This is a genomic window from Streptomyces sp. NPDC021356, from assembly GCF_040641015.1.
In the GTDB taxonomy this organism is placed as follows: domain Bacteria; phylum Actinomycetota; class Actinomycetes; order Streptomycetales; family Streptomycetaceae; genus Streptomyces.
In genome coordinates this window covers 303,572-315,795 of sequence record NZ_JBFACU010000003.1, presented here as the reverse complement: position 1 = coordinate 315,795, position 12,224 = coordinate 303,572, and the positions used below count along the sequence as shown (strand labels likewise).

12 protein-coding genes are annotated in these 12,224 nt (G+C 74.0%); 7 read left to right on the top strand and 5 right to left on the bottom strand.

The window, feature by feature from the left end:
- Positions 1-277 precede the first annotated feature (277 nt).
- The 5 genes from AB0G56_RS05445 to AB0G56_RS05425 form a co-directional block, all read right to left on the bottom strand.
- Positions 278-646, bottom strand: coding sequence for a DUF6479 family protein (locus AB0G56_RS05445; protein ID WP_360963996.1), 369 nt, complete (start codon positions 644-646; stop codon positions 278-280).
- A gap of 149 nt (positions 647-795) precedes the next feature.
- A complete protein-coding gene (gene msrB, locus AB0G56_RS05440; RefSeq protein WP_360963993.1) occupies positions 796-1,203 on the bottom strand; it encodes a peptide-methionine (R)-S-oxide reductase MsrB in 408 nt (135 codons plus the stop codon).
- A 19-nt stretch (positions 1,204-1,222) separates the two neighbouring features.
- Positions 1,223-2,614, bottom strand: coding sequence for a UDP-N-acetylmuramate--L-alanine ligase (gene murC, locus AB0G56_RS05435; protein WP_360963990.1), 1,392 nt, complete (start codon positions 2,612-2,614; stop codon positions 1,223-1,225).
- A gap of 73 nt (positions 2,615-2,687) precedes the next feature.
- Entirely contained in the window at positions 2,688-3,161 is a 474-nt protein-coding gene (locus tag AB0G56_RS05430) for an indole-3-glycerol phosphate synthase (protein WP_360963987.1), read from the bottom strand.
- A 182-nt stretch (positions 3,162-3,343) separates the two neighbouring features.
- Positions 3,344-4,171: a pyrimidine reductase family protein gene (locus AB0G56_RS05425; RefSeq protein WP_360963984.1), complete on the bottom strand. Its 828-nt coding sequence runs from the start codon at positions 4,169-4,171 to the stop codon at positions 3,344-3,346.
- A gap of 37 nt (positions 4,172-4,208) precedes the next feature.
- Here AB0G56_RS05425 and zapE point away from each other — a divergent pair, with 37 nt between their 5' ends.
- The 7 genes from zapE (at position 4,209) to AB0G56_RS05390 (ending at position 12,038) form a co-directional block, all read left to right on the top strand.
- Positions 4,209-5,321, top strand: a complete 1,113-nt coding sequence (zapE, locus tag AB0G56_RS05420) for a cell division protein ZapE (RefSeq protein ID WP_360963982.1) — start codon at positions 4,209-4,211, stop codon at positions 5,319-5,321.
- A gap of 419 nt (positions 5,322-5,740) precedes the next feature.
- Complete coding sequence (locus AB0G56_RS05415) at positions 5,741-6,691, top strand: slipin family protein (RefSeq protein WP_360963979.1); 951 nt, start codon at positions 5,741-5,743, stop codon at positions 6,689-6,691.
- 92 nt (positions 6,692-6,783) lie between these two features.
- Complete coding sequence (locus tag AB0G56_RS05410; RefSeq protein WP_360963976.1) at positions 6,784-8,388, top strand: FAD-dependent oxidoreductase; 1,605 nt, start codon at positions 6,784-6,786, stop codon at positions 8,386-8,388.
- A gap of 167 nt (positions 8,389-8,555) precedes the next feature.
- Entirely contained in the window at positions 8,556-9,440 is an 885-nt protein-coding gene (locus AB0G56_RS05405) for a polysaccharide deacetylase family protein (RefSeq protein ID WP_360963973.1), read from the top strand.
- 34 nt (positions 9,441-9,474) lie between these two features.
- Complete coding sequence (locus tag AB0G56_RS05400; RefSeq protein WP_360963970.1) at positions 9,475-9,696, top strand: hypothetical protein; 222 nt, start codon at positions 9,475-9,477, stop codon at positions 9,694-9,696.
- A 79-nt stretch (positions 9,697-9,775) separates the two neighbouring features.
- On the top strand, positions 9,776-10,522 hold the full coding sequence (locus tag AB0G56_RS05395) for an aminoacyl-tRNA hydrolase (RefSeq protein WP_360964260.1): 747 nt from the start codon (positions 9,776-9,778) through the stop codon (positions 10,520-10,522).
- 148 nt (positions 10,523-10,670) lie between these two features.
- Positions 10,671-12,038, top strand: coding sequence for a DUF692 domain-containing protein (locus AB0G56_RS05390; RefSeq protein WP_360963967.1), 1,368 nt, complete (start codon positions 10,671-10,673; stop codon positions 12,036-12,038).
- The last annotated feature ends 186 nt before the right edge of the window (positions 12,039-12,224 follow it).

The following is a 12,224-nucleotide window of genomic DNA, read 5'->3' as shown; positions in this document are numbered from 1 at the left end:
CCGCATACCCTTCGGGTTGGCAGTAGCTGCCCGCTCTCGGCCACGGTCGCGCGGGCCGTTGCGGAGAGAGTCTAGACGGCCGGGATCGCGGCGGGGTTGCAGCACCCGTACGAGCCGCGGCCGCCCGCGGGGCCGCCCGCGCGGACACGCCACCGCACCCGCCGCGACGGTTTCGGCCGTCACGGCGGGTGCGGTAGGTGGGTCCACCGGGGCGGGTCATGCGTCCGGTGGGTCTGGACGGGTGCGGCCGGGGGGCCCGGTCAGGTGGTGGGTCCGGTCAGGTGCGGCCGGGGCCTCCGCTGCCGAAGGAGCCGCTGCTGCCCGGGGCCCAGCGGCTGCGGTGCTGGTCCTGGCTGCGCCGGGTGCTGGCGGCGTGCAGCTCGTGCGGCAGCAGCCGCTTTCCGTCGTCGCCGCAGTGCACCTCGTCCGGCTCGCGCCGCTCGCTGATCTCCTCGACCGCGCCGGTGACCGGCAGGTGCGGCTGCTCGGACGTCTCGGGCCGCTTCGGCTCACGGCGCATCACACCGATGCCCATGCCGACGGCCCAGACGAGCGCCACCACGATGATGAGCCCGCCGATGAAGGCACCGAGCGTGGCCCACAGGTGCGGTGCCATGGCCAGTACGACATTGGAGGCTGTGCCCATGTCTTCCACCCGCCTCTGCGGAGATGCGGCGAAACAACCGGTGGCGCCGGTAGCGCCACCTGTGTCCGATATTGTCCAGTGTCCCACCGTGCAGGGCCACCGCAAAGTGCCGCCCGGGGCCTCGGCCCCGGCTCCGCCTCCCGCCCGGCTCAGTCCTCGGCGGGCGCCAGCCGCAGCGAGATGCTGTTGATGCAGTACCGCTGGTCGGTCGGGGTGGGATACCCCTCGCCCTCGAACACGTGCCCGAGGTGCGACCCGCAGCGGGCGCATCGCACCTCGGTGCGCACCATCCCGTGGGAGCGGTCCTGCAGCAGCTCCACCGCCTCGGTGTCCTTCGGGTCGTAGAAGGACGGCCAGCCGCAGTGCGACTCGAACTTGGTGTCCGAGGTGAACAGCTCCGCGCCGCAGGCCCGGCAGGAGTAGACGCCCTTCGTCTTGGTGTCGGTGTACTCGCCGACGAAGGCGGGCTCCGTCCCTGCCTGGCGCAGCACGGCGTACTCGGCCCGGCTCAGCTCCGCGCGCCACTGCTCGTCCGGCTTGTCCACCTCGTACGCCATGAGCCCTCAGCCCCTTCACTCAGTCCTGCTGCAGACGGTCCAGGATGCGCGGTCCGAGGTCGGTGACGTCGCCCGCGCCCATGGTGAGAACAAGATCACCGGGCTTCGCCATTCCCGCGATCGCGTCGGGGACCTCGGCCTTGTCGTGGACCGCGGTGACCTCGGCGCCCGCGGCCCGGGCGGAGGCGATGATCAGCTCGCTGGTGACGCCGGGGATCGGGTCCTCGCGGGCCGGGTAGACGTCCAGGACGACGGAGGCGTCCGCGAGGGCGAGGGCCTGGCCCATCTCCTTGCCCAGTTCCTGGGTCCGGGAGAAGAGGTGCGGCTGGAAGACGACCAGGATCCGGGCGTCGCCGGCGGCGGCCCGCATCGCCTCCAGGTCGGCCGTCATCTCGGTGGGGTGGTGGGCGTAGGAGTCGATCACCTGGACGCCCGCCGCCTCTCCCTTGAGCTGGAGGCGCCGCTTGACACCGGTGTAGGCGGCCAGCGCCGGGGCCAGCTCGGCGGCCGGGATGCCGAGGGCGGCGCCGGCGGCGAGCGCGGCGACGGCGTTGTGCGCGTAGTGGCGGCCGGGGACGGAGACCCGGAAGGTCAGCCCGGCACCGTCCAGCAGGACGGTGACCTCGCTCTTCAGGCCCTGCGGCACGACCGACAGGATGCGTACGTCGGCGTCCTCGGACTCGCCGTACGTCACCGTCCGCACCGAGTCCGGCAGGCGCCGGGCCAGCTCGCGCGCGCCCTCGTGGTCGGCGGCGATCACCAGCGTGCCGCCGGGGACGATCCTCCCGGCGAAGGTCTCGAAGGACTCGTAGATCTCGTCCATGGACGCGTAGTTGGCGTGGTGATCGAGTTCGACGTTGAGGACGATGGCGACCTCGGGCGCGTACTTGTGGAAGCTGCGGTCCGATTCGTCCGCCTCGGCGACGAAGATGTCGCCCTCGCCGTGCAGCGCATTGGAGCCGGGGGCGTCCAGGTCGCCGCCGATGGCGTACGACGGCTTCAGGCCCAGCTCGCCGAGGGAGACCGCCAGCATCGAGGTGGTGGTGGTCTTGCCGTGGGTCCCGGCCACCGCGATCGGGCGCAGGCCGTCCATGAGGGCGGCCAGGGCGTCGGAGCGGTGGACGGCCGGGATGCCCAGCTCGGCCGCCCGGACCAGCTCGGGGTTGTCCGCGCGGATCGCCGAGGAGACGACGACGCAGGTCGCGTCGGAGGCCAGGTGGCCGGCCGCGTGCCCGATGTGCACGGTGGCGCCCAGCGCGCGCAGCGCCTCGGCGGTCGCCGAGTCCTTGGCGTCGCTGCCGGCCACCTGGGCGCCGCGCTGGGCGAGGATCTTGGCGATACCCGACATTCCGGCGCCGCCGATGCCGATGAAGTGCGGTCGGTCCATGGCGGTAGGAAGGCCGGGTGCCATGCGCTGTTCTCCCCAGGTGGTGCGGCGTCGGTACGGGCGGGCGCGCACCGCGGGCGCGGGACGCCGCCCCAGCCTATGCCTTGCTGTGGGAGAACAGCTTCAGGACCGGCACGCCGACCTTGTGGCGGGCCCGCGAGGCCCAGTCCCGGTGGAAGAACTCCTCCACGTAGTGCGGGTCCGTCAGCACGATCACCTCGTCGGCGCCGGTCTCCGCGACCAGGGCCTTGAGCGCGTCCAGCGGATGGTCCTCGACGAGTCTGCCCTCGGCGTCCGCGCCGGCCGCGCGCAGCGCCGTCAGGGAGACGTCCAGGGCCTGTTCGCCCTCTCCCTTGGCCGCCTCGCCCTCGGGCGTCCCGCCCTCGCGCGCGGCCTCGTCGATCTCGCCTAGCGCGATGTCGTCGATGGCCCGCAGCAGCCGGTCCGCCTGGTCTCCGCGCGGCTGGAGCAGCACCTGGAAGCGGACCTGCTCCTCGCCGTGCAAGGTCGTGACGAACTCCACGTCGGCGGACGTCAGTGCCTTCTCGATCATCAGTACGCTTGTGAACACCAGACGCCCTTTCTCGTGTGAGGGCCGCGCCCTCCCGCTACCTCCGTGTGGGCCGAACCAGCCCCCGCAGAAACCATCCTGCCCTGTGATCGCACGGGTATCGCCGGAATTCCTCCCGCTGCCGCCACCTGGACGGAATTACCTATTCCGATCACCGGCGGCGCATGGGCCACGCTCCCCCCTCACGTCCGCCGGTATCGGCTGAACAGGAACCCCTCCTCCTCCAGCAGACAGGCCAGGGCGAAACGGTGCGGGACGGCGACCGAGGGGCCGCCGGAGATGCGCTGGGCGTCACCCGCGGTGAGCACCGGCGCGACGGTCAGGCACAGCTCGTCCAGTACGCCGGAGGCCACCATCTGCCCGAGCAGGCGCGGACCGCCCTCGGTCAGCAGGCGGGTGTGGCCCAGCTCCGCCAGCGCCCGCACCGCACGTGGGGGATCGATGCCCACGCCGTCACCCGCGGTCACCACGCGGGCGCCCGCCCGCTCGGCGGCCGCGATCCGGTCCGGGGCCGCGGCGGCGCCCGTGAGGATCAGCGTGGGCACCAGGGGCGAGGTGAACAGCGGCAGGGAGAAGTCCAGTTCCAGACTGGCGGTGACGACCGCGATCGCCGGGGCGGGCCCCTGCCCGGCCGCCTCCCGCAGGGCCGCGAACTCCCCCCGCGCGCGGGCCGGGCGGTACCCCTCCTGCCGTACTGTCTCCGCGCCGACCACCACCACGTCGGCCAGCGCCCGCAGCGTGCCGAAGATCCGCATGTCGGCCGGGCCGGAGATGGGCTGCGAACGCCCCTCGTGCTGCGCCGCCCCGTCGAGCGTGGAGACCATGTTGGCCCGCAGCCAGGGCTCCCGGCCGCCGGGCCCGGGCTCGGGGTAGGCGTAGGCCCCGGCCAGCTCGGCGAGGGTCCACTCCCGGTCCACGAGGGCGCCGGGCAGGCGCTCGCCTCCGGCCCCGGCGGCACCGCCCGAGGTCTGGGCTGCTGTTTCGTCGGTCACAGGGAACAGGCGTCGCATGCCGTGCAGTGTTCCACGCGGCTTACCATGGGGAACCGTGTCGTCCTCCACAGCCGCCTCCCGGCTCAGCCCCGTGACCGGTGCCACCCCGCTCTCCCTGTGCGCCCGCGAGCCGCACGTCCCGGCGGACCGGCTGGTCGCCGAGATGGTGCCGCCGCCGCGGTTCGACTCGGTGCGCTTCGCGACGTACATCCCGGACCCGAAGCAGCCGAGCCAGACGGAGGCCGTGCAGGTCCTGGAAGGCTTCGCGGCGGGGCTCGGCGGCGCGGTCGCGGCCGAGCCCGCCCGGCGCGGCCTGTTCGGCTTCGGCAGGGCCCGGGCGAAGGCGCCCAGGACGCCCGCCGGTCCGCGCGGGGTCTACCTGGACGGCGGCTACGGCGTCGGCAAGACGCACCTGCTGGCCTCCCTGTGGCACGCCACCCCGGCCGAACCCGCGCTGAAGGCGTTCGGCACGTTCGTGGAGCTGACCAACCTGGTCGGCGCCCTGGGCTTCCAGCAGACGGTCCAGACCCTCTCCGGGCACCGGCTGCTGTGCATCGACGAGTTCGAGCTGGACGACCCCGGCGACACCGTGCTCGTCTCCACCCTGCTCGGCCGCCTGGTCGACGCGGGGGTCGCGCTCGCCGCCACCTCCAACACGCTGCCGGGCAAGCTCGGCGAGGGCCGGTTCGCCGCCGCCGACTTCCTGCGCGAGATCCAGGGCCTGTCCGCGCACTTCCGTGCGCTGCGCATCGACGGCGACGACTACCGCCACCGCGGCCTGCCCGAGGCACCGGCGCCGTTCTCCGAGGAGCAGGTGACGAAGGCGGCGCACGCCGCGCCGAACGCCTCGCTCGACGACTTCACGCAGTTGCTTGAGCATCTGGCCAAGGTGCACCCGAGCCGCTACGGCGCCCTCACCGACGGGCTCGGGGCCGTGTGCCTGACCGGCGTGCGGCCGGTGCCCGACCAGTCGACCGCGCTGCGGCTCGTCGTGCTCGCCGACCGGCTCTACGACCGTGAGGTGCCCGTCCTGGCCTCCGGACTGCCGTTCGACCAGCTGTTCAGCGAGGAGATGCTGAACGGCGGCTACCGCAAGAAGTACTTCCGCGCGATATCCCGGCTCACCGCCCTCGCCCGGGACGCCGAGGGACTCGTCGAGACCCCCTGACCCGCCGGCCGCCGCGGGGGCCACCTGTCCTCCCGTCCGGCGCCGCACCGGCCGCCGCCTCAGCCTCGGCCCAGACGGGGCGCCACTGCGAGGCCGCGGCGCGGCCCGGCAGCCCGCCGCCCCCTGTCCGGCCTCCACCACCTCGACCAGGCCTGCCGCACGGCCCTGGAGAACCGGGCCGAACGGCACAGCGCGCCGGACAGGAACCGGGGAAACCGCTGCCGCCCGCCCCAGGTCCCGAGCGCCGGAGCCCCGCGCCGGGCCGGGCGGACTGCCCGGCGGACCGGTCGGCGGACCGGCCCGACCGGCAAGTCCCCGGGCCGGTCGTGTCAGGGGTCTCGACCGTGTTCTCCGCCCGGGCATATCGTTGAATGAGGCCCTCAACGGGCGCGGGGACGACTGGTCGAGGAGTCGTCATCATGCTTCAGGACGTACTGACCGCAGTGATCGCCGCGGGTTGCGCCGGTCTCGTGTACCTCTCGGCGGCGGCGCGGGTCGTCAAGCAGTACGAGCGCGGGGTGGTGCTGCGGCTCGGGCGGTTCGCGGGGGACGCGCGGCCACCCGGCTTCACCATGATCATCCCCTTCGTGGACCGGCTCTACAAGGTCAACATGCAGATCGTCACGCTGCCGATCCCCGCCCAGGAGGGCATCACCCGCGACAACGTGACCGTGCGCGTGGACGCCGTCGTCTACTTCAAGGTGGTCGACGCCGCCAACGCGGTCATCCAGGTCGAGGACTACCGGTTCGCGGTGTCGCAGATGGCGCAGACCTCCCTGCGCTCGATCATCGGCAAGAGCGACCTGGACGACCTGCTGTCCAACCGCGAGAAGCTGAACCAGGGCCTGGAGCTGATGATCGACAGCCCGGCCATCGGATGGGGCGTGCAGATCGACCGGGTGGAGATCAAGGACGTCTCCCTGCCGGACACGATGAAGCGGTCCATGGCCCGGCAGGCGGAGGCCGACCGGGAGCGGCGGGCCCGGATCATCAACGCCGACGCGGAACTCCAGGCGTCGAGGAAACTGGCCGAGGCCGCCCAGCAGATGGCCGACACTCCCGCCGCGCTGCAACTGCGGCTGCTCCAGACGGTGACCGCCGTCGCCACGGAGAAGAACTCCACCCTCGTCCTGCCCTTCCCCGTCGAACTGCTGCGCTTCCTGGAGCGGGCGGCACAGCAGCCGACGCCCGGTCCGGCGCCCGCCCAGTCACCCGAGCCCGCGCCACCCGCGCCGTCCGGGCCGCCGAAGTCCCTCGGCAACGGCACGGCGCCGCTCACGGACGTACCCGACGCCCCCTTCGACGCCGCTTCCGTGACGCCGGTCCGGGCTGCCGCGGACGCCTCGTCCCCGCCCGCCTCCGAGCCCTGACCCGTCCACCCGCACGCTGCCCGCTGCCCGCTGCCCGCTGCCCGCCCGCACGGTCCGAGATCAGGCCGGTCCCGGCGGGGTACTCGGCGGCCATGAGCGAACACCAGCCGCGCCAGGAGCGGCAGCAGCAGCGGCACGGGCGGCGCCGCGTCAGCGGCTCGTACTGGGTCGAGACGGCGCCGGGGCCGGAGCGTCCCGCACTGACGGAGGACCTGGACGTCGACGTCGTCGTGATCGGCGCGGGCATGGCCGGACTGAGCACGGCGTACGAGTTGACGCGGGCGGGGCTGGGCGTGGCGGTGCTGGAGGCGCGGCGGGTGGCGGCGGGCGTGACTGGGCACACCACCGCCAAGCTGACCGCGCTGCACACCCTCGTCTACGACAAGCTGCGCCGCACCCGCGACGCGCAGGCGGCCCGGCTGTACGCCCGTTCGCAGTGCGAGGCGATCGAGCACGCCTGGGAGCTGGTGGACGAGCTGGGCATCGACTGCGAGTGGGAGACCCGCAGCGCGTACACCTACGTGCGTGACCCGAACCGGGTGGACGAGGTGCGGGCCGAGGCGGAGGCGGCCCGGGACGCGGGCCTTGCGGCGTCGTTCGTGACGGAGACCGGGCTGCCGTTCCCGGTGGCGGGGGCGGTGCGGGTGGCCGGGCAGGCGCAGTTCCATCCGCGCAAGTACCTGCTGGCCCTGACGGCGGACCTGGTGGCGCGCGGCGGGCAGGTGTTCGAGAACACCGTGGTGCGCGGGCTGACCGAGGGCGAGCCGTGCCGGGTGACGACCGCGACGGGCGCCACGGTACGGGCCCGGCACGTGGTGGTCGCCACGCACTACCCGGTCTTCGACAGGGCGTTGCTGTTCGCCCGGCTCTCCCCGCGCCGGGAACTGGTCGTGGCCGGACCGGTCGACGCCGCGGAGGACCCCGACGGCATGTACATCACCCCGGAGGAGAACACACGTTCGGTACGGACGGCTCCGTACGACGAGAGCGGGACCGGCGAGAACGGGAGGGACGAGGGCGGGAACGGCGCGAACGGCCGCCGGCTCCTCGTGGTGACCGGGGAGCACTTCACGCCGGGCACCGGTGACACCCCCGCCCGCTTCGACCGCCTGACGGCCTGGGCGGGCGAGCACTTCCCCGGCGCGGACCTCGTGCACTCCTGGGCCACCCAGGACATCGACCCCACCGACACCGTGGCGATGGTCGGCCCGCTGCACCAGGCTGCCCGCAACACCTACGTCGCGACCGGTTTCGGCGGCTGGGGACTGAGCGGCGGCATCATGGCGGGGCGGCTGCTCACGGCGCTGATCACCGGGCGGGACTGCCCGTGGCAGGAGCTGTACGACCCGCGCCGGCTGCGGACCGCCGTGCGCGAGGCGCCGACGTTCCTGAAGAACCAGGCCGAGGTCGCACGGCACTTCGTGGGCGACCGGCTGCGGTCCACACCGCCCGTGGACGCCATCCCGCCGGGCGAGGGCGCGGTGGTCCGGGCCGGTCTCGACCACCTCGCCGTGTACCGGGACGACGACGGCGACCTGCACACCCTGTCCGCCCGCTGCACCCACCTGGGCTGCCTGGTCGCCTTCGACTCCGCCGAGCGGGCCTGGGAGTGCCCGTGCCACGGCTCGCGGTTCGACACCGAGGGCAACGTGCTCCAGGGCCCGGCGACCCGGCCGCTGGAGCGGCACGAGCGGTGACGGCGGGACCTACGTCGATCACGGGAAGGACGTGTGGATCACGGGACGGGCGACGACAGCGGGAGGAGCGGTGACGGCGGGGCCGTGCGCCCCGGGTGACGACCGGGCGGGTGACCGCGCGGCCTCGCTGCCGTTCATATGATCGGAGACCGTCCTACGTTCGTCAGGTGATCCCACTTGTACGACGTATTACCGGCCTTGCCTCGGCCTGTGCCCTGAGCCTCGCCCTGGCCTCGCTCGCCGCCTGCGGCACCACGCGGGCCGCCCACGCCGGTCACCCCGCCTCCCCCACCTCCCCCTCGGCCCCCGCCAAGCCCTCCGCGACCGCGCCCTCCCGTCCGCCCCGGCTCACCCCGGGGCCCGGCGGCCTGACCCCGGTGTTCACCAACGGCCCGCGCGACAAGGGCAAGATCGTCGCGTTCACCTTCGACGCCGACATGACCGCCGACGAGGGGCCGCGCGCGGCGAAGGGCGAGCACTTCGACAACCCGCAGCTCATCGCCACGCTCCGTGCCCTCAAGGTGCCCGCCACGGTGTTCATGACGGGCAAGTGGGCGCAGACGTACCCCGAGGAGGCCCGCTCCATCGGCACGGACCCGATGTTCGAACTCGCCAACCACTCCTACAGCCACTACGCCTTCACCGGCGACTGCTACGGCCTGCCGACCGTCTCCAAGGACCAGGTCCGCTCGGACGTGGAACGCGCGTACACGGCGTTCGCCAAGGCCGGCGTCCCGCATCCGATGCCGTACCTCCGCTTCCCCGGTGGCTGCTACGACAGCGAAGTGCTGCGCACCCTCGCCCCCCTCGGCGTCACCGCCGTCCAGTGGGACGTGGTGAGCGGTGACGCGTTCGCCACGGACGCGGACGCCGTGGTCCGCCAGGTCCTGGACGGGGTGAAGCCGGGATCGGTCGTGGTCATGCACTGCACGCGCAGCGCCGCCCCGACGACCGAGCGCGTGGTGCGCACCGTCGTCCCGGAGCTGCGCGAGAAGGGGTACCGCTTCGTGAAGGTGTCCGAGATGATCGGCGCCTCGGCGGGCCGCTCGTGATCCGGCACACCTGAAGGCGTCCTACGCTGGAGCCATGAGCGAGGACGACAGGACCGGTCACGACGGCCGCGACGGCACCGGCGGCAGCGACGACTGCCTGATCGACGCCACCCGGCCGCCCCGGGCCGGCGGACCGCCGTACGCGGAGTGCGTGCTGTGCCGCGAGCCGACCGAGTACCCGGAGTCGTACAAGGGGATCACCCTCTGCCCCGCCTGCGAATGGCAGGAGGCGCAGCGCACGGCGTGCTCAGGATGACCTCCGCCCGGTGAGCGACCCCATGGCGTAGCTCCCCTCGCACGGGGGTCGTCCTCTCGTGTGCGCCGTGGTTGGCACACTGGGGGGCGTGACGTACGAGACCTCCGCCGAGACCCCCGCCCCCGCCGGCAGCCCCTTCCGCGCCGAGCCCACCGCCCGGGACCTGGCCCCGCAGTTCGTGCTGCCGCTGGTCGTCCGGATCGAGCGGGCCGCTCCCCCGGCCCGTACCGACGCGCTGGAGACGGCGGCCCGCGCGGTGCTGGTGCTGCTCGGTGACGAGCGCTCCGGCGGCGACGGCCCGTGGGCGGGGGCGGTGCGGGACTGGCAGGACGCCCGGATCCGCAAGGTGGTGCGGCGGGCGCGCGGCGCGGAGTGGCGGCGGGCCGAGGCGCTGGACGGCATCACGGTCACCGGCGGCTCCGCGGAGGTACGCGTCTTCCCGCCCGTCCCGCTGGACGGCTGGCCCAAGGACCTGGCGAAACTCCAGGTCTCCGGCACCGACCTCGACGATCCGCGACCGCCCGCCCCCGCCGGCCCGGACGTCCCGGTGCTCTGGCTCAATCCCGGCCTGGAGATGTCCGCGGGCAAGGCGATGGCCCAGGCCGGGCACGGCGCCCAGCTCGCCTGGTGGGACCTCACCGACACGCAGCGCGCCGCCTGGCGGGACGCCGGGTTCCCGCTCTCCGTCCGCACCGCCGCCCCCGGCCGCTGGCGTGAACTGACCGGCAGCGGCCTGCCGTTGGTGCGCGACGCGGGCTTCACCGAGATCGCCCCGGGTTCCTGCACGGTGGTCGCCGACCATCGGGCGCTCCGCCAGGGCTCCTAGGCGCTGCCCGGGGTGAACCCTCAAATCTTGCTCTGAAGACGTGCCCGGCACGGTTCCGTGCCGTCCGGCGGGGCCATACCCCCCTCACCCGCGCCGCGCGCGGGCGTCCGGTGACAGGGGGCGAACGGGAGCAGGGGGCGCAGGACTCATGGAGCGACTGGGGACGGGGATCGGCTGGCGACCGGAGATCGCGGACGCCGTGGAGGGCATGCCGGGGGTCGACTGGGTCGAGGCGGTGGCCGAGAACGTGTGCCCCGGCCATCTGCCCGCCTCGCTGCTGCGCCTGCGCGAGCGCGGGGTGACCGTCGTGCCGCACGGCGTGTCCCTCGGGCTCGGCGGGGCCGAACGGCCGGACGAGGGGCGCCTGCGGGCGCTCGCCGAGCGGGCTCAGGCGCTGGGCTCGCCGCTGGTGACGGAGCACATCGCCTTCGTCCGGGCGGGCGGGTCGCTGACCGCCTCGGACCGCATCGAGGCGGGCCACCTGCTGCCGGTGCCCCGCACGCGCGAGGCACTGGACGTGCTGTGCGAGAACGTCCGCATCGCCCAGCAGGCGCTGCCGGTGCCGCTCGCCGTGGAGAACATCGCCGCGCTGCTCGCCTGGCCCGGCGAGGAGCTGACCGAGGGCCAGTTCCTGTACGAGCTGGCCGACCGTACGGGCGTACGGCTGCTGATCGACGTGGCCAACCTGCACACCAATCACGTCAACCAGGCGGAGGACCCGGCCATCGCGCTGGCCGAACTGCCGCTGGAGGCGCTCGCGTACGTCCATGTGGCGGGCGGGTACGAGCGGGACGGCGTCTGGCACGACAGCCACGCGCACCCGGTTGCCGCGCCGGTCCTCGACATCCTGACCGACCTCGCCTCCCGGGTGGCCCCGCCCGGGGTACTGCTGGAACGCGACGAGAACTTCCCGGAACCGGCCGTGCTGGCAAGGGAGCTGGAGGCCGTTCGGGAAGCGGTGGAGCGGGGTCGCGCCGGGGCCCCGGCGCGCGGGCGCACGGGCGGGCCGGAGTGCGGGCGTGACGGCGGGGCGGGGTCGGGGCCTGACGGCGGGGGCGCGCGCGGGCGGGCCGGGGACGAGCCGGTGGCGGCCGTCCCCGAGCCGGTCCGGCAGCGGCTCGCACTCGCGCAGACCGCGCTCCTGTCGGCGCTCGTGGCGGGGACACCCGCGCCCGAGGGCTTCGACGGGGGGCGGCTCGGCGTGCAGGCGCGGGCGCTGGCCTCGAAGCGGGCGGGTGTCGTGGCGAAGGTGGCGCCCGAGTTGCCGGTCATCCTCGGCGCCGGGTACCGCCCCGCCTTCCTCGCGTACGCGCAGGAGCACCCGATGCGCGGTGGCTACCGGCTGGACGCGATGGCGTTCGCCGAGTCCCTGCTGCTGGCGGAGGAACCACAGGACGCGACCGCGCGCCGGGAACTGCGCGCGTGGTGGCGGGAGCGGTCGGGTCCCGCGCCGAGGTCGCGCAGGCCGGCGGTCCGGGCGGTCAGGGCGGCCCGCCGGGTGCTGCTCGGGCGCTGACACACGGGGCGGCGGAGGTGGCGCGTACGCGCGCGCCCCAGCCGTTCCCCCCGCCTCAGCCCATCGCCCCGCCCCAGCCCGTCCATCCCCGACCCGCTCCGTCGGCACCCCTCGTCGGCACCGTCCGGCCGCCCGTCCTGACCTCGGAAAAGAAGCGGAACGTCACATACAGGCCACACTCGGTCC